General features: G+C 66.0%; 16 protein-coding genes. 5 read left to right on the forward strand and 11 right to left on the reverse strand.

Annotated features, from left to right (window positions below; translation table 11 throughout):
* Window positions 1–175: 175 nt before the first annotated feature.
* Complete coding sequence (gene ccoM, locus KUW00_RS22560; RefSeq protein WP_286985057.1) at window positions 176–289, forward strand: cytochrome c oxidase subunit CcoM; 114 nt, start codon at window positions 176–178, stop codon at window positions 287–289.
* Between the two features lie 168 nt (window positions 290–457).
* Here the strand turns inward: ccoM and KUW00_RS14310 are convergent, their stop codons facing one another.
* Complete coding sequence (locus KUW00_RS14310) at window positions 458–2,179, reverse strand: proline--tRNA ligase (RefSeq protein ID WP_222569367.1); 1,722 nt, start codon at window positions 2,177–2,179, stop codon at window positions 458–460.
* Between the two features lie 305 nt (window positions 2,180–2,484).
* Between KUW00_RS14310 and KUW00_RS14315 the strand changes: the two genes are divergently transcribed.
* Window positions 2,485–2,970, forward strand: coding sequence for a hypothetical protein (locus KUW00_RS14315; RefSeq protein ID WP_260425336.1), 486 nt, complete (start codon window positions 2,485–2,487; stop codon window positions 2,968–2,970).
* A gap of 134 nt (window positions 2,971–3,104) precedes the next feature.
* Here KUW00_RS14315 and KUW00_RS14320 read toward each other — a convergent pair whose 3' ends face one another.
* Window positions 3,105–4,316 carry a benzoate/H(+) symporter BenE family transporter gene (locus tag KUW00_RS14320; RefSeq protein WP_222569368.1) on the reverse strand — a complete coding sequence of 404 codons (1,212 nt, stop codon included), beginning with the start codon at window positions 4,314–4,316 and terminating at the stop codon, window positions 3,105–3,107.
* A gap of 247 nt (window positions 4,317–4,563) precedes the next feature.
* On the opposite strand from KUW00_RS14320, the gene KUW00_RS14325 reads away from it, so the two are divergent.
* The gene (locus tag KUW00_RS14325; RefSeq protein ID WP_222569369.1) at window positions 4,564–5,157 is read left to right on the forward strand and encodes a helix-turn-helix domain-containing protein; all 594 of its coding nucleotides are present in this window, start codon (window positions 4,564–4,566) and stop codon (window positions 5,155–5,157) included.
* A gap of 19 nt (window positions 5,158–5,176) precedes the next feature.
* Here KUW00_RS14325 and KUW00_RS14330 read toward each other — a convergent pair whose 3' ends face one another.
* The 6 genes from KUW00_RS14330 to KUW00_RS14355 all read right to left on the reverse strand — a co-directional run bounded on the left by KUW00_RS14330 (window position 5,177) and on the right by KUW00_RS14355 (window position 10,887).
* Entirely contained in the window at window positions 5,177–6,223 is a 1,047-nt protein-coding gene (locus KUW00_RS14330) for an N-acetylmuramoyl-L-alanine amidase (protein ID WP_222569370.1), read from the reverse strand.
* Between the two features lie 44 nt (window positions 6,224–6,267).
* Entirely contained in the window at window positions 6,268–7,074 is an 807-nt protein-coding gene (locus KUW00_RS14335; RefSeq protein ID WP_222569371.1) for a DUF3307 domain-containing protein, read from the reverse strand.
* Window positions 7,071–7,703, reverse strand: a complete 633-nt coding sequence (locus KUW00_RS14340; RefSeq protein WP_222569372.1) for a hypothetical protein — start codon at window positions 7,701–7,703, stop codon at window positions 7,071–7,073. Before KUW00_RS14340 ends, KUW00_RS14335 begins: the two co-directional genes overlap by 4 nt.
* Before the next feature lie 157 nt (window positions 7,704–7,860).
* The gene (locus KUW00_RS14345; protein ID WP_222569373.1) at window positions 7,861–9,039 is read right to left on the reverse strand and encodes a vWA domain-containing protein; all 1,179 of its coding nucleotides are present in this window, start codon (window positions 9,037–9,039) and stop codon (window positions 7,861–7,863) included.
* Window positions 9,039–9,884 (reverse strand): AAA family ATPase, encoded by an 846-nt coding sequence (locus tag KUW00_RS14350; RefSeq protein WP_108132724.1) that lies wholly within the window; start codon window positions 9,882–9,884, stop codon window positions 9,039–9,041. The genes KUW00_RS14345 and KUW00_RS14350 overlap by 1 nt, the downstream gene beginning before the upstream one ends.
* An 85-nt stretch (window positions 9,885–9,969) precedes the next feature.
* The gene (locus KUW00_RS14355) at window positions 9,970–10,887 is read right to left on the reverse strand and encodes an NAD(P)-dependent oxidoreductase (RefSeq protein WP_222569374.1); all 918 of its coding nucleotides are present in this window, start codon (window positions 10,885–10,887) and stop codon (window positions 9,970–9,972) included.
* A 230-nt stretch (window positions 10,888–11,117) separates the two neighbouring features.
* Here KUW00_RS14355 and KUW00_RS14360 point away from each other — a divergent pair, with 230 nt between their 5' ends.
* Together KUW00_RS14360 and KUW00_RS14365 are read left to right on the forward strand one after the other, a co-directional pair.
* Window positions 11,118–11,759, forward strand: a complete 642-nt coding sequence (locus KUW00_RS14360) for a LysE family translocator (protein WP_222569429.1) — start codon at window positions 11,118–11,120, stop codon at window positions 11,757–11,759.
* 22 nt (window positions 11,760–11,781) lie between these two features.
* Window positions 11,782–12,579: a metallophosphoesterase family protein gene (locus KUW00_RS14365; RefSeq protein ID WP_222569375.1), complete on the forward strand. Its 798-nt coding sequence runs from the start codon at window positions 11,782–11,784 to the stop codon at window positions 12,577–12,579.
* A gap of 28 nt (window positions 12,580–12,607) precedes the next feature.
* Here KUW00_RS14365 and KUW00_RS14370 read toward each other — a convergent pair whose 3' ends face one another.
* The 3 genes from KUW00_RS14370 to KUW00_RS14380 all read right to left on the reverse strand — a co-directional run bounded on the left by KUW00_RS14370 (window position 12,608) and on the right by KUW00_RS14380 (window position 15,651).
* Window positions 12,608–13,741, reverse strand: coding sequence for a nucleoid-associated protein (locus tag KUW00_RS14370; RefSeq protein WP_222569376.1), 1,134 nt, complete (start codon window positions 13,739–13,741; stop codon window positions 12,608–12,610).
* Between the two features lie 219 nt (window positions 13,742–13,960).
* Window positions 13,961–14,722, reverse strand: a complete 762-nt coding sequence (locus tag KUW00_RS14375; RefSeq protein WP_108132729.1) for an ABC transporter permease — start codon at window positions 14,720–14,722, stop codon at window positions 13,961–13,963.
* Window positions 14,719–15,651 carry an ABC transporter ATP-binding protein gene (locus KUW00_RS14380; RefSeq protein WP_108132730.1) on the reverse strand — a complete coding sequence of 311 codons (933 nt, stop codon included), beginning with the start codon at window positions 15,649–15,651 and terminating at the stop codon, window positions 14,719–14,721. The genes KUW00_RS14375 and KUW00_RS14380 overlap by 4 nt, the downstream gene beginning before the upstream one ends.
* Between the last annotated feature and the right edge of the window lie 142 nt (window positions 15,652–15,793).

Genomic DNA, 15,793 nt, shown 5'->3' on the forward strand with positions numbered 1-15,793 from the left:
GAGGCGCTCTCGCTGAAAGGGTGCCACAGACGACGAAAAAGCCGCCTCTTGAAGGCGGCTTTTTCGTCGTCATGGCGGGCCGATGTCTCGCGGTCACCCTTGACGCAGGTCAGCACAATTCAAGGGCCGACCGGGTACCATGAATTCATCGACACAGAGACAGGAGGACAGCGCCATGTACGTCGACAACGCCGTCATTTTCGGGCTGGGTGCCGTCGCTCTCTCTGTGGCCTTCATGGCCGGCTGGATCGCTTTTATCATCCGCGACGCTCACCGTCGCAAGCGATAGTCGTCAACCAGCGTCAGGGGAGGGGGAGTCATCCCCCTTTTTCAACCGACCCTTCGGGGTCGGTTTTTTTTTGCATTATTGCACCTGAGCGCACCTGAACTCGCCTGAATTCCTCTGGACCCGCCTGCCAGGCGCGCCGCGACAAGCCGCGGCGCGCCACGCGGGGCCTTAACGGGCGATGCGCTGCTTGAGGAACTCGACGATCTCTTCGGCGGGTACCATGGTGGCCTCGCTGTCACGGCGACCCTTGTACTCGAGCTCACCCTTGTCGAGGCTGCGATCGCCCACCACCAGTCGATGGGGCAGGCCCATCAGTTCCTGATCGGCGAAGCGCACGCCGGGACGCAGATCACGATCATCCAGCAGCACGTCGAAGCCGGCGGCGCTGAGTTCGTCGTGCAGGCGCTCGCTGGTCTCGCGCACGCGCTGGGACTTGTGGGCGTTCATCGGCACGATGGCGATATGGAAGGGGGCGATGGCGTCGGGCCAGATGATCCCGCCCTGGTCGTGGTTCTGCTCGATGGCAGAGGCCACCACGCGGGTGATGCCGATGCCGTAGCAGCCCATCCAGGGGTGAACCGCCTTGCCTTCGTCGCCCAGCACGGTGGCATTCATCGCCTCGCTGTACTTGCGACCGAGCTGGAACACGTGGCCTACCTCGATGCCGCGCTTGATCGACAGCACGCCCTTGCCGTCGGGTGACGGGTCACCCTCGACCACGTTACGTAGGTCGGCGACCTTGGGCAGGGCCACGTCGCGCTCCCAGTTGATGCCGAAGTAGTGCTTGCCGTCGACGTTGGCACCGGCGCCGAAGTCGCTCATCAGCGCCACGCTGCGATCGATGACGATCGGCATCTCGAGCCCGACCGGGCCCAGCGAGCCGGGGCCGGCGCCAACGGCGGCGCGGATCTCTTCTTCGTTGGCCATGGTCAGCGGTGTCGCCACCTCCTCGAGGTGTTCGGCCTTGACCTCGTTGAGTTCATGATCACCGCGCACCAGCAGCGCCACCAGGCCGCCCTCGTGGCCGTGCACCATCAGGGTCTTGATGGTCTTCTCGATGGGCAGGCCGTGCTGCTCGACCAGGGTGGCGATGGTCTTGGCGTTGGGGGTGTCGACCAGCCTCAGCTCCTCGGTGGGCTCGGCGCGGCGGGCATCGCTGTCCAGGGGCGCAGGCAGGGCCTCGGCCTTTTCCATGTTGGCGGCGTAGTCGGACTCGGTGGAGAAGACGATATCGTCCTCGCCGGAGTCGGCCAGTACGTGGAATTCGTGGGAGCCGGTACCACCGATGGAGCCGTTGTCGGCGATCACCGGACGGAAGTCGAGACCCAGGCGAGTGAAGATGCGCACGTAGGCGTCGTACATCTTCTGGTAGGTGTCCTTGAGCGAGGCCTCGTCCAGGTGGAAGGAGTAGGCGTCCTTCATGATGAACTCACGCGAGCGCATGACCCCGAAGCGCGGACGGATCTCGTCACGGAACTTGGTCTGGATCTGGTAGAAGTTGGCCGGCAGCTGCTTGTAGCTGGCGATCTCCTTGCGTACCAGGTCGGTGATCACCTCTTCGTGGGTCGGGCCGACGCAGTAGTCACGCTGGTGTCGATCCTTCAGGCGCAGCAGTTCCGGACCGTACTGCTCCCAGCGGCCGGACTCCTGCCACAGCTCGGCCGGCTGCACCGCCGGCATCAGCAGCTCCTGGGCGCCGGCACGGTCCATCTCCTCGCGCACGATACGCTCCACCTTGCGCAGGGTGCGAAGGCCCAGCGGCAGCCAGGTGTACAGGCCGGAGGTGAGGCGGCGAATCATGCCCGCGCGCAGCATCAGCTGGTGGCTGATGACCTCGGCGTCGGCAGGAGTTTCCTTCAGGGTACTGATCAGAAGTTCGGTGGCGCGCATGGGTCCGCAGGTTCCTTCACATCGAGTCTGGTAAGCGCTGGAGGCGAGCAGGACAGCAGGCTGTCCCGTCGATGGCCGTCGAGGGGCATCCTCGGCGACTCGCATCCGGCCATGAAAGTGACGTGCATTGTACGGGGAAGGCGTCATGCCGGCAAAAGCAACCGCCACCGTTGGTGGCGACAGGGAGCGAAGGTTGGCGAACGTGGTAGGATGCGCATGAGTTTTATCATGCTGGGCAGCGGTCGAGTCGTTGTCGGCACCGCTTTCCGTCATTTATGCCAGATTACTGCAAGAGGAAGTTGTTCATGCTGCGTCCGCCCCGTCTGCTTACCGGCCTGGTGCTTGCCACCACCCTGACCTCGCTCGTCGGCTGCGGTACCGTCTTTCATCCCGAACGCAAGGGGCAGATCAGTGGTCGCATCGACCCGGTGGTGGCGGTGGCCAACGGCGTCGGCCTGCTGTTCTTTATCGTGCCCGGGGTGATCGCCTACGCGGTGGACTTCTCCAACGGCACCATCTACCTGCCGGGTACGGGCTCCGCCAGCGTCGATTCTCTGCCCATGGGCGAGGGACGCGATCTGGCGAGCCTCGAGCGGCTGGTCAGCGAACGTGTCGGTACCGAGGTCAAGCTGAGCGACGAGCTGGTGCGTGTCGAGCAGGTCGAGAGCCTGGATGAGGCCCTGGCCATGGTGCGCATGGCCAGTGACGAGGCGACCCACGCTGGCCGTGGTTTGCCAGCCAATGCCTTGCCAGCCAGTGCCTCGCCCGACAGCGTGTCGCTGGATGGCTGAGATCGATCACGCCGGGTGCGCGCGCAGCACCCGGCGGCTGCTCCTGTGGTTCTTCCCTTGTCTTGTGATTCTTCCATCGCCGCCTGAGCGGCCGCCCCCGCAGCATCCTTCCCGCAATCTCTACCGCCCCCGACTCAGCGCCTGCGCTGCAGTCTCAGCACGATCAGCCCCGCCACCAGGCCCCAGAAGGCCGAGCCGATGCCCGCCAGGGTCAATGGCGATGCGGTGATGGCGAAGGTGACCAGCACCGCGTCCAGGTTGTCGCCGTCGCTGAAGGCGGTACGTAGCGCACCGCCCAGGGTGGCCATCAGCGCAAGTCCCGCCACCACCGCGATCATGGCGCTGGGCAGGGCGTCGAACAACGACGCCACCGTCGCCCCCAGGGCGCCCAGCAGCAGATAGCCCATTCCCGCCGCAATGCCGGCGGTGTAGCGTCGCCCAGGCTCGCGGTGGGCCTCTTCGCCAAGGCAGGGGGCCGCGCTGATCGCCGCCATGTTGACGCCGTGGCCACCGAAGGGTGCCATCAGCAGCGACGCCAGGCCGGTGGCCCCCAGGCTTGCCGCCACCGGCGGCGTAAAGCCCGCGCTTCTGACCATGGCGAACCCCGGCAGGTTCTGGGTGGTCAGGGTGACCGCGAACAGCGGTATGCCGATACCCAGGCACACCACAGGATTGAAGGCCGGGGTCACCCAGGCAGGACGGGTCAGACTCACGGCAACACCCGCCAGACTCAAGTCGCCGCGGCCCAGGCACAGCGCCACCCCCGCGGCCAGGACCGTGACGATGGCCAGGCGTGGCGCCAGGCGGCGGCACAGCATCCATACACCCAGCAGAGCCAGCGGCAGCCAGGGGTCCGTCTGCACGGTGGTGAAGACTTCCAGCACGAAGGGCAACAGGATGCCGGCCAGCATGGCCGAGGCGATCGACGCCGGCACCACCGCCATGATGCGCTCGACCAGGCCGCTGGCGGCGACGGCGAGCATCAGCAGCGATGACAGCAGGAAGGCACCGACGGCCTGGTCGAAGGGCACGCCGGGCAACTGGGTCACCAGCAACGCCGCCCCGGGCGTCGACCAGGCGGTCAGCAGCGGCATGCGATAGCACCAGGACAGCCCCAGCGATGTCACACCCATGCCGATGCCCAGGGCCCACATCCATGAGCCGATCTGGGCCTGATCGATAGCGGCGGCCTGGGCCGCCTGGAAGATGATCGCGGCGGAACTGGCGTAGCCGATCAAGACCGCGGCGAACCCGGCGGCCAGCGTGGAGGGATGAAGATCGTCGAGCACTTTCGGGCGATGCGTCTGGCCAGCCTTGGCGGCCAGTGAACTTGGCGAAGCTTTCATGAGACGGTCCAGAAAAAAGCCGGGGGAAACCGCGAAGCGGGTACATTGGTGTTTGTGCGTTATAACGTCCAAGGCTAGCAGTGGACGTTATAACGCACAAGCAGCTGAAGTGAGAGATAGAGAGACGAGAGAAGACGAACAAGAGGCAGGAGTCGTGGCGCGTGAGGTGTGGTGTGCTGACCGCAAGCGACGGCGGGCCAGCGGCGTAAACCTTGCGTATACTGGGCCGACCTTTCTGGAGGCCGCCATGCAGGATATTGCCGACCATATCGCCACCACCCTGAAGGGACTGCGCCAGGCTCAGGGCTGGAGTCTCGAGCGTGCCGCTCGCGAAACCGGCGTCAGCAAGGCCATGCTCGGCCAGATCGAGCGTGGCGAGTCGAGTCCCACCGTCGCCACGCTATGGCGTATCGCCAGCGGCTTTCGGGTCAGCTTCTCGTCGCTGTTCGGGAGCCCGACACGGGCCATGGACGGCCCCCTGGAAGAACGGCGCGTGAGCATCGACGATTCGGTATGGGGCAGGGACAGCGCCGGCATGCGCGCCAAGCTGCTGTTTCCCTATGATCCCATGCTGGGTTTCGAGATGTTCGAGATCGAGCTGGCTGAAGGCGCCGAGAGCGCTTCGAGTCCCCATGCGCCGGGGGTGGTGGAGCATCTGGTGGTGGTGGAGGGCGAGCTGGTGCTGGCCATCGACGACGACTGGCATCTGTTGAAGGCGGGGGAGGGGCTGCGCTTCTTCGCCGATCGTCCCCACCTGATGCGCAATGAGGGGCCGGGGACGCTGCGCTTTCACGATGTGATCCACTATCTACCCGGTGCCGCCAGCGACGGTTCCAGTTGAAGCTCGTCCCGTCACGTCGTCAGAGTGCTTTCCGTTGCGCTCCTTGTTCCAATTGCTCCAGCGCCTCGGGTCGATAGCGCTCGAGCAAGGCCCATAGCCTTGCCGCGCTGTCGGCGTCTGGCTGGCCATCGAAGTTCGCCGGTCGAAAGTGCAGTTGGAAGGCCCGCAGGGTGGCGCGACTGGCGTCATCCCACACGCCACTGGCGTCGATCCCGTAGCCCCAGGCGGCCAGCGCCCGCTGCCATTCGATCAGCGCCGGTGGTTCACGCTCGAAGCGGCTGCGGTAGTGGGCGACGCGCGGGGCCTCGGGCCAGGCACCGATGCCGGCCTCGTGAAGCTTGCGCCAGGGAAAGGCCGGCCCCGGGTCGAGCTTGCGCAGCGGTGCCACGTCGGAGTGCGCCAGCACGTGCTCCGGGGCGATCCGGTGACGCTCGATGATATCCCGGGCCAGCGGAATCAAGGCGTTGAGCTGGTCATCGGGGTAGCTTGCCCAGCGCACCGGGCCCTCGGGGGCGTCTAGCTCGCTGCCGACCCAGGCGCGATCGGGCCCCTGGTTGACGATCTCGATGCCGATGGAGGTGTCGTTGAGCCCCACGCGATTGCCCCAGCGGCTGGCGCCGGCGTGCCAGGCACGGCGGCTCTCGGGCACCAGCTGGAACACCACCGGGGTGTTCTGCAGGCGTCGCGTGGGCAGCGGCACCAGATAGTGGCTCGATACCCGGGGCCCGGTCAGGGCGCGCAGGGAGTCGGCCTGGTTCTCGTCGGTGTAGTGCAGGATCAGGAAGTGCACGCGGCTATTGTGGCCCCGAGCCGGATGGCGATGGTCCACCACATAGCCGTCGCGCGGCTCCAGGGCGGGGCCCCGCTGGATCAGCGCCTCGGTGGCCAGGCCGCCGGCAAGGTCGCAGCCGGCAAGCCCGATCAGTGAAACGAGCAGGGCGCCTACAAGCAGCCCAGGCCTGCGTCGATCGCGGAGATGCCCCGGCGCAGTCACGAAGACCGTGGCGTTTTTCCCTGTCCACTTCGTTGTCCTCCTGGTCAGCCACCCGGTCAGCCACCTGGTCATGCGCTTTGGCATCCGTTCTGTCATGCACTTTGGCATCCGTTCTGTCATCCGCCTTGGCCTCCGAGCCACAGTCGCACCAGCAGGCCAAGCACCAGGGTGCTGGTGACGCTGGCCAGGGTTCCCAGCAGCACATACTCGGTCAACTTGCGGTCTCGGCTCTCCTTCAGGTCACCAAAACGCAGCACGGACTTGGCCGCCAGCAGAAAGCCGACGGCGGTGAGCTGGTCGAGCAGGGTCAGGGTCAGTACCAGCAGGCGCTCGAGGATGCCGATGCGGGCGCCGGCCCGATCCAGCGTACCGGGTGCCTTGAGTTGTCGAGCCAAGGGGGCCATGGCCAGGGCGATGGCGACCGCCATGGGCCGGGTGACCAGCAGATAGGCGAGCAGCAGGAGCAGCGAGGACGGTGTACTCAGGTGTGCAAGCATCGCTGTCAGTGGCGACAGGCTACCGACGAGCCACAGCCACACCACCACGATGGTCGCGCCGTGCAGGCCCTGGTCGAGCATGAACAGGCCAAGTTGCCGGGTGGGCCAGCGTCGCGTTGCCTCGGCCTTGGCGGCATCGATCGTCCAGTGGGCGAGCCCCAGCATCACGGCCGCCAAGGTGGCGTCGATGCCGTCGTCGATACCGGCGACAGACCGCAAGGCGCACAGCACAAGCCAGGCAAGGGCAGCATGCACCAGAGCATGCAGTGCCAGACTGGGACTGCGTATGCCGCGGGCCTGTCTATCCGCTACCCAGCGGTCCGGTTGCAGCACGAAGTCGCCAAGCAGGTGCGCCAGCAGCAGGGCCAGTAGAAGCGACAGCGACGACGATGACGCTGGTGCGAGATCCAGGACCAGAGTGTTCATGTGCGCTCCTGCGCCGCCGACGCCAGACAGGCCAGGGTATCGCTCAGCAGTGCCCAACGGGCGGTCTTCAGGCGTTTGTGGACACTGGGCTGGCGGATGCCCAGTCGGTCGGCCATCTCGGCCTGGGTCAGCTCGGGCTCGGCCAGGCTGAGGGCCACCACCTGAGCGGAGGGGCTGGACCAGGCGTCGATCATCTCGTCGAGATAGCGTATCAGCAGGGCCTCGGCGGTGGTCCCGGACGGGTCGAAGCCAAGGTGAGTGCCATTGGCGGACAGACCGTCCAGGGCCTGCCCTGAGGCCATGAAGGGGGGATCATCGGCGTCGGCCAGGGGGGCGCCCGGGGCCCAGCCCGCCGGGCCCCGGGCGACGGCGACACGAGCGTCCCAGCGTTCGTGCGCTGGACTCTGGCCGATCAGGCTGGCGCGCAATGCCACCGCTGCCTCAAGGCCCCGGTCGCCCTGGCGGATGGCCAGTTGGAAGCCATCGCCACGAAAGCGGTGGAAGTCGCCGTCGTGGCGTCTGGCCAGGGCCCCGAGGGTGTCATCGAGGCAGCGGTAGAGGGCCTCGCGATCACGTTGACGAGAGGCAATCAGGTCGCCGGTGAGTACAGCGATGATGGGATCGGACATGACGCGGATGGCTCCGTGGTGAGCGCGGATAGCGCTAGAGACCTATTACGCCTATTTATAGCTCTTTTCGGCTATTTTCTCACGAAATTGCCTGATGTGGTTATTGCGGGCGACGGCTAGGTGGTGCCAACTGTCCGGTCCCCCAGCAACACCATGGTCAGCGCGCCAGTTCGCGCATCGCTTCATCCAGTCCCTCCAGCGTCATGGGATACATGCGCTCGTGGATCAGCTCGCGAATCAGCCGGGTCGAAGGAGTGTACTCCCAATAGCGTGGTGGGCTGGGGTTGAGCCAGACCAGTCGCGGGTAGCGCTCGGCCAGGCGCCTGAGCCAGACCCCGCCCGGTTCCTCGTTGAAGTGCTCCACGCTGCCGCCGGGATGGGTGATCTCGTAGGGCGACATCGACGCATCGCCGACCACCACCACCTGATAGTCGGCACCGTAGGTGCGCATCAACTCCCAGGTCGAGAAACGCTCCTTGTGGCGTCGGGCGTTGTTGCGCCAGACGCCCTCGTAGAGGCAGTTGTGGAAGTAGAAGTGCTCCAGGTGCTTGAACTCGGAGCGCGCCGCCGAGAACAGCTCCTCGCAGACGCGGATGTGGTCGTCCATGGACCCGCCCACGTCGAGAAACAGCAGCACCTTGACCGCGTTGTGACGCGGCGGGCGCATGCGCAGGTTGAGCAGACCGGCGTCCCGTGCGGTATCGCGGATGGTGGCGTCGATGTCGAATTCCTCGAGCGCCCCCTGGCGGGCGAAGCGACGCAGGCGACGCAGCGCCATCTTGATGTTGCGCGGCCCCAGCGCCTGGTCGTCGTCGTAGTCGCGAAAGCGCCGCTCGTCCCAGACCTTGACCGCACGCCGATGGCGCGAGCCATCCTGGCCGATGCGTACGCCCTCGGGATTGTAGCCGTAGGCGCCGAAGGGGCTGGTGCCGCCGGTGCCGATCCACTTGTTGCCGCCGGCGTGGCGCTCCTTCTGCTCGGCCAGGCGTTGCTTGAAGGTCTCGATCAGCTTTTCAAGCCCACCCAGCGACTGGATCTGAGCTTTCTCCTCGTCGCTGAGCTGACGCTCGAATTCACGGCGTAGCCATTCGTCCGGGATCAACGCATCGATGGCCGCATCGAGGCCTTCCACCGACCCCATCCAGGCGGCAAAGGCGCGATCGAAACGGTCGAAGTGGCGCTCGTCCTTGACCATCACGGTACGCGCCAGCTGGTAGAAGTCGTCGATATCGGCGAATACTACGCCGGCTTCGACGGCGGCGTGCAGATCCAGCAGCTCGCGCAACGAGACGGGCACCTGGTGGCGGCGCAGGGTGTCGAACAGATCGAGAAACATCAGCGACCCTGACGCCGCACCATGAAGGCGAGGCGCTCCAGCAGAGCGGTGTCCTGCTCGTTCTTGACCAGGGCGCCGGCCAGCGGCGGCAGGCTCTTGGCCGGATCACGCTGGCTCAGGGCCTCGCGGGCGACCTCGTCGGCCATCAAAAGCTTCAGCCAGTCGACCAGTTCCGAGGTCGACGGGCGCTTCTTGAGCCCCGGCGCCTCGCGCAGCTCGAAGAACACCTCCAGCGCCTGGCTGACCAGTCGCGGCGCGATATCCGGGAAGTGCACAGCGACGATGCGCTCCATGGTGGCGCGGTCGGGAAACTCGATGTAGTGGAAGAAGCAGCGGCGCAGGAAGGCGTCGGGCAGCTCCTTCTCGTTGTTGGAGGTGATCACCACGATGGGCCGGTGACGGGCGCGAATGGTCTCTCCGGTCTCGTAGACGAAGAACTCCATGCGATCGAGTTCCTGCAGCAGGTCGTTGGGGAACTCGATGTCGGCCTTGTCGATCTCGTCGATCAACAGCACCACCCGTTCGTCGGCGGTGAAGGCTTCCCACAGCTTGCCCGGACGCAGGTAGTTGGCGACGTTGTCGACGCCTTCCACGCCAAGCTGGGAGTCGCGCAGGCGACTGACCGCGTCGTACTCGTAGAGCCCCTGGGCGGCCTTGGTGGTGGACTTGATGTGCCAGGTGACCAGCCGGGTGCCGAGCGAGGCGGCGAGCTCCTCGGCCAGCAAGGTCTTGCCGGTGCCCGGCTCACCCTTGATCAACAGCGGGCGCTTCAGCGTTACCGCGGCATTGACGGCCTGCTTGAGGGCATCCGTGGCGACGTAGGTGGAAGTCGAGTCAAACGCCATGGGCGAGGATCCTGAATAACGAAGTGGCAACGAAGTGATTTCAAACGAGTGTACGGTAGCCCCGTGGGCGGAACAATCCTCGGCGTCAGTGCTGGGCGTCGTCGTCTCGATACAGGCGAATCAGCGTTGCCGGGTCCTTTTCACCCTCGCCGCGGGCGAGCCGGCTGCGCATCAGCTGGGCGGCCAGGGCCGCCATGGGCGTGGCGCTGGACTGACGATGGCCCTGGGCGGTGGCCATGTCGACGTCCTTGAGCAGGGTGCGCAGGTGCCAGCTCGGCGCCTCGAAGTCACGACTGGCCATGCGCGGGGTCAGCATGCGAAAGGGCGTCGAGTCGGCGAAGCCACCGGCCAGGGCGTCGGGCAAGCGACTGGCGTCGACCCCGCTGGCCTCGGCCAGCGCCACCATCTCGGCGATGGCCGCGGTGGTGCAGCCGACCAGTAGCTGATTGCACAGCTTGGTGACCTGGCCCGAGCCCACCGGGCCCAAGTGGGTGATGCGTGAGGCCAGCGGGGCGAGGACCTCTCGGGCCGCCTCCACGTCCGCCGCGTCGCCGCCACACATGATCGCCAGGCTGCCCGCCTCGGCGCCGGCCACGCCGCCGGAGACCGGCGCATCCACCCAGCTGACGCCCGCCTCGCTGGCGGCCTGGGCCAGCTCCCGAGTGGCGGCGGGGTCGGCGCTGGTCATGTCGATGATGCGCTGTCCCGGTCGCGCCCGGGTGATGACGCCGTCGCTGCCGAGCATCACTTCGCGCAGCACCTCGGTATTGGCCACGCAGCTCAGGATCACGTCCACCTCCGCGGTCAGCTCGGCGACGCTGTCGGCCACCCGGGCACCGGTGTCGGCGGCCACCGCCTCGGCCTTGGCCCGGGTGCGGTTATACAGCGTCAACGGATGCCCGGCCTCGGCCAGCCGGCGGCTGAGTGGATCGCCCATCAGGCCGATACCGATAAAGCCGAGGTGAGGCAGCGTAGATGATGTGGTCGAGCGGGGAAGCGGCATGACGAACTCCTGTGCAGGGGCGGGTGGTCGTGACACCCCGGTTGGCCAGTGCCAGGGGGCGTGAGTGGGGGGAAGCGTCTAGCATGCGTCAGTCGGTCGTGCTCCCTCAACTGATAGTGTGGACGCGCCCGGACGCGCGACCTAGTCTGGGGATTCACCCCATGCCCCCATCGGGGCGTCTGGCGTGTTCCTTTATTCGACACTCCATCTTTATCCAGGCCAAGACCGCGATGCTCGAGTACTCCCTGGCCCACTGGGTCACGTTTCTGTCGGCGGCGCTGCTGCTCAACCTTTCCCCGGGGCCGGACATGGCCTACGTGCTGGGCCAGACCGCACGCCATGGCCGCCGTGGCGGCTTTGCCGCCATGTTCGGGGTATGGAGCGGTGCGGGGCTGCACGTCATCATGGCGGCGCTGGGTCTGTCGGCGATCCTCGCCACCTCGGCGCTGGCCTTCAGTCTGGTGAAGTGGCTGGGCGCCGCCTATCTGGTGTGGCTGGGGCTCAAGTCGCTGCTGGCGCGGGGGACAGAGGACACCGCCACGGCGCCTGTGGTGCCTGCCAGCGGCACCCGCATCTACCGCCAGGGCATCCTTATCTCGCTGCTCAATCCCAAGGTCGCGATCTTCTTTCTGGCGTTCCTGCCCCAGTTCGTGGTGGCCGGGGCGGGACCCGTCAGCCTGCAGCTGGCGCTGCACGGGCTGGCCATCATCCTGGTGGCGGCCGTGGTCGAGCCTCCGCTGGTGATCGCCGGGGCGAGGCTGGCCAAGGCCCTGCGCGGCAGTCGCAGGCTTGGGCTATGGTGTGAACGAGGGCTGGGTGCCTTGTTCGTGGGATTGGGCGCGAGGCTGGCCCTGACCGAGCGTAACCTTTAGCCGGGAACCGGGAGGCGACACCATGCGCCTGAGAATACTGTCCGACCTGCACCTGGAACACTTCGACGGAGATCGTGAGCTGCCGGAAGTCGAGGCCGACGCGGTCATCCTGGCCGGGGATATCCACCTCGGGCTCAAGGGGCTCGAGTGGGCGGCCAGGCGCTTTGCGGATCAGCCGGTGATCTACGTGCCCGGCAATCACGAATTCTACAAGCACCGCATGGGCGCCCTGCGCCGGGAGATGGCCACACGGGCCGGGGAGCTTGGCATTCACCTGCTCGACAACGCACGGCTGGAGCTCGGCGGCGTGCGCTTTCTGGGCACGACACTGTGGACCGACTTCGCGCTCTACGACGAGCGTCCCGACCCGCAGGACATTCCCACCGAGACGCTGTCCGCTGCACTGCGACAGATGCCCGACTTCGCGGTCATCGAAGAACCCGAAGGTGAGGTCTTCTCGCCGGAACGCAGCGTCGAGCTGCACCGCGAGAACCGGGCCTGGCTGGAGGCCGAGCTCGCCAGGCCGTTTGACGGTGCCACGGTGGTGGTCAGCCACCACGCCCCCCTGGCCGAGTGCATTCCCGCCCACTATCAGGGCGACCCGCTGTCGCCGGCCTTCGCCTCGCGTCTCGAGGCGTTGATGGAGGGCGTGGCGCTGTGGGTCCACGGCCATGTCCACGACCCGGTGATGCTGACGGTGGGGGACACCCGGGTTGTGGCCGTGCCCGGCGGCTATCCCGGCGAGCGCCCGGAGGATGACCTGCGCCTGGATCGTGTGGTCGAGGTCGAGAGCATGGCGTCGGAATCCCGGCAGGCCTGAACTAGCCGCTCTGAACCAGCGACCCTGGCTAGCCGCCCTGGAGCTGTTCCTTGAGCTTGTTGGGCAGCTTCTTGATGATCAGCCGGTCGCGCTCTTCGTCGTACTCGATGCTGTTGCCGAGCAGATGGGAGTCGAAGCTGATCGAGACGCCCTCGGCGCGGCCGGTGAAGCGGCGGAACTGGTTCAGGGTGCGCTTGTCCGGCGGAATCTCCGGCGACAGCCCGTAGTCGGCGTTGCGGATGTGCTCGTAGAAGGCCCGCGGCTTGTCGTCATCCACCAGCGCGGACAGCTCGTCCAGGGTCATGGCCTCACCACGGCTGGCCTGATCCTGGGCGTAGTCGATCAGCGCGTCGGTCTTCTCGCGGGAGGTTTCCTCGGCCATGTCCTCGCGCTCCACGTAATCGCTGAACGCCTTGAGCAGGGTGCGGGTCTCGCTCTTCGGGTCGACCCCTTCGCTGGCGCCGAGCAGCGCCTGCAGGTCGTCCGCCAGCTTGCGCGCACCACGGTCGGCCAGCAGTGACAGGTACTGGCTCGACGGGCCGCCTTCCTGCCATTGGGTCAGGTTGAGGCGAAAGGCCAGCGACATCTGGCTGTGGTTGACCTGACCGGTAATGGCGACGCGGCCGTCGTCACCGATGACGAAGCCGTCACGATGGTGCACCAGCGCCAGAAACAGGTGGCGGGTTTCGCCCTGGCGCTGGTCGGCGAGGATCAGGTGCCCACCGGTGGGCAGGTGGTCGTCGACCAGTTTCTTGATCGCTTCACCCAGAGACGCCGCGAGCGTTTGCAGGTCGCGTTCGTCCTGAAGGTAGGCCTTGAACTCGGCCGGGAAGCGGCTGGACGTGGCGACCAGGCCGGTGGATTCAGCCGCGGCGTCGTCCCAGGGCGGGGTATCATCAGCCGGGGGCTCGTCAACAGGGGGCTCGTCAACAGAGGCATCGCTGGCGCCCACAGCGTCCTGCGCTACGTCGCTCACCGCGACAGTATGCTCATTGAGCCGTCCCCAGCGCTTGGCCTTGCCGTGGTAGGCATCGGTCAGGCGGGTGACCAGGCTGTCCAGGGCGTCACTGTCGGGATGCAGTTCGCTTGCGGGCACAAGGGTTGCCGGACTGTCGCTGGCGCTCTTCTCGAGGCGCTGGATGACACAGGCGGATATCGGCATGGGGACCTCGTGGGAAGGGGCGGCGGCAGATGATAACGCAATTGGGAACCACTGCATAAATTGCTGCGCTCGACATCTCGGCCGCCGGCGGTGCTCAAGCTTCTCATTTAACTATATGTAAAATCGAAACTTTCCGCTCCGGCGGCAGCTGACCTCTCTTCGCTCGCGACATTTCTTCAGCGCTTCCCTTGCTCCGTTGGGTCGAAAGGGTCCCTGGATTCAGGGCTTGAGTCGATAGCCGCTTCTGAAGATGGCGTGGATCACCACCAGGGCCACGGCCATGAACAACAGGATCATGCCCAGGCTGATCCACACGCTGACGTCACCGAGCCCGTAGAAGCTGTAGCGAAAGCCCGACACCAGATAGACCACCGGATTGAACAGGGTCACCGTCTGCCATAGCGGTGGCAGCATGTCGATGGAGTAGAAGGTGCCGCCGAGGAAGGTCAGCGGGGTGATCACCAGCAGGGGCACCAGCTGGAGCTTTTCGAAGCCGTCGGCCCAGATACCGATGATGAAGCCGAGCAGGCTGAAGGTCAGGGCGGTGAGCACCAGAAACAGCAGCATCATCAGTGGATGCTCGATGGTAAAGGGCACAAACAGGCTGGCGGTACCCAGCACGATAAGCCCCAGGACGATCGACTTGGTGGCGGCGGCACCGACAAAGCCCAGCACGATCTCCAGCGGCGAGATCGGTGCCGACAGGATTTCGTAGACGGAGCCGGAGAAGCGTGGAAAGAAGATCCCGAAAGAGGCGTTGGAGACGCTCTGGGTCAGCAGCATCAGCATGATCAACCCAGGCACGATAAAGGCCCCGTAGGGAATGCCCTCGACCTCACTGATGCGTGACCCGATGGCCGAGCCGAACACCACGAAGTACAGCGAGGTCGACAGCACCGGAGAGACCACGCTCTGCAGGATGGTGCGCAGGCTGCGGGCCATTTCGGCCCGATACAGCGTCTTGACCGAGGTGAGGTTCATGTCCGTTCCTTGACCAGATTGACGAAGATCTCTTCCAGCGAGCTCTGACGGGTGTGCAGGTCCTTGAAGGTGATGCCGGCGGCGTCGACCTCGCCCAGCAGGTCGGCGATGGCGCCTTCGCCGTCGTCGGCACCGTCGTAGCGATAGACCAGAGCGTGGCCGTCATCGGCCAGGGTCAGGCTGCGGTGGGCGAGCGCCTCGGGCAACTGGGAGAGCGGTTCGCGCAGGTGCAGGGTCAGCTCCTTGCGCCCCAGGCTCGCCATCAGTGTCTGCTTGTCTTCGACCAGCACCAGTTCGCCTGCGCGAATCACGCCGATGCGCTCGGCCATTTCCTCGGCTTCTTCGATGTAGTGGGTGGTGAGGATGATGGTGACGCCGCTCTGCCTGAGTCCACGTACCACCTCCCACATGTCGCGCCTCAGTTCGACGTCGACCCCGGCGGTGGGTTCGTCGAGAAACAGCACCTGGGGCTCGTGGGCCAGCGCCTTGGCGATCAGTACTCGTCGTTTCATGCCGCCGGACAGGGTGATCAGGCGATTCTTGCGTTTCTCCCACAGGCTCAGCTGGCGCAGTACCTTCTCGATATGCGCCGGGTCCTTCGGCTTGCCGAACAGGCCGCGGCTGAAGGAGACGGTATCCCAGACGGTGGAGAAGGCCTCGCTGGTCAACTCCTGGGGCACCAGCCCGATGCGCGAGCGGGCGGCGCGGAAGTCGTCGAGGATGTCATGGCCATCGACCAGCACACGCCCGGAGGACGGATTGACCAGGCCGCAGATGACGCTGATGAGGGTGGTCTTGCCGGCGCCGTTGGGTCCGAGCAGGGCGAAGATCTCGCCGCGACGAATCTCCAGATCGATGCCCTTGAGCGCCTCGAAACCGCCGTTGTAGACCTTGGTCAGTCCCTTGACGTCGATGATCGGGGCGCTCATGTCTGGGCCCCTTCGGCGGCGGGTACAGGCCGCCCGGGTGTGACCCGGGCGGGTAGAGATGCTGAGGGATGCGGGCGAGGCATGGAGACGTCCTTATCGATTGACCCCGCCCATCCTAGCGCGACCGCTCTGATCTGCACAC

Source organism: Halomonas sp. DP5N14-9 (assembly GCF_019802175.1).
Lineage (GTDB): Bacteria > Pseudomonadota > Gammaproteobacteria > Pseudomonadales > Halomonadaceae > Halomonas > Halomonas litopenaei.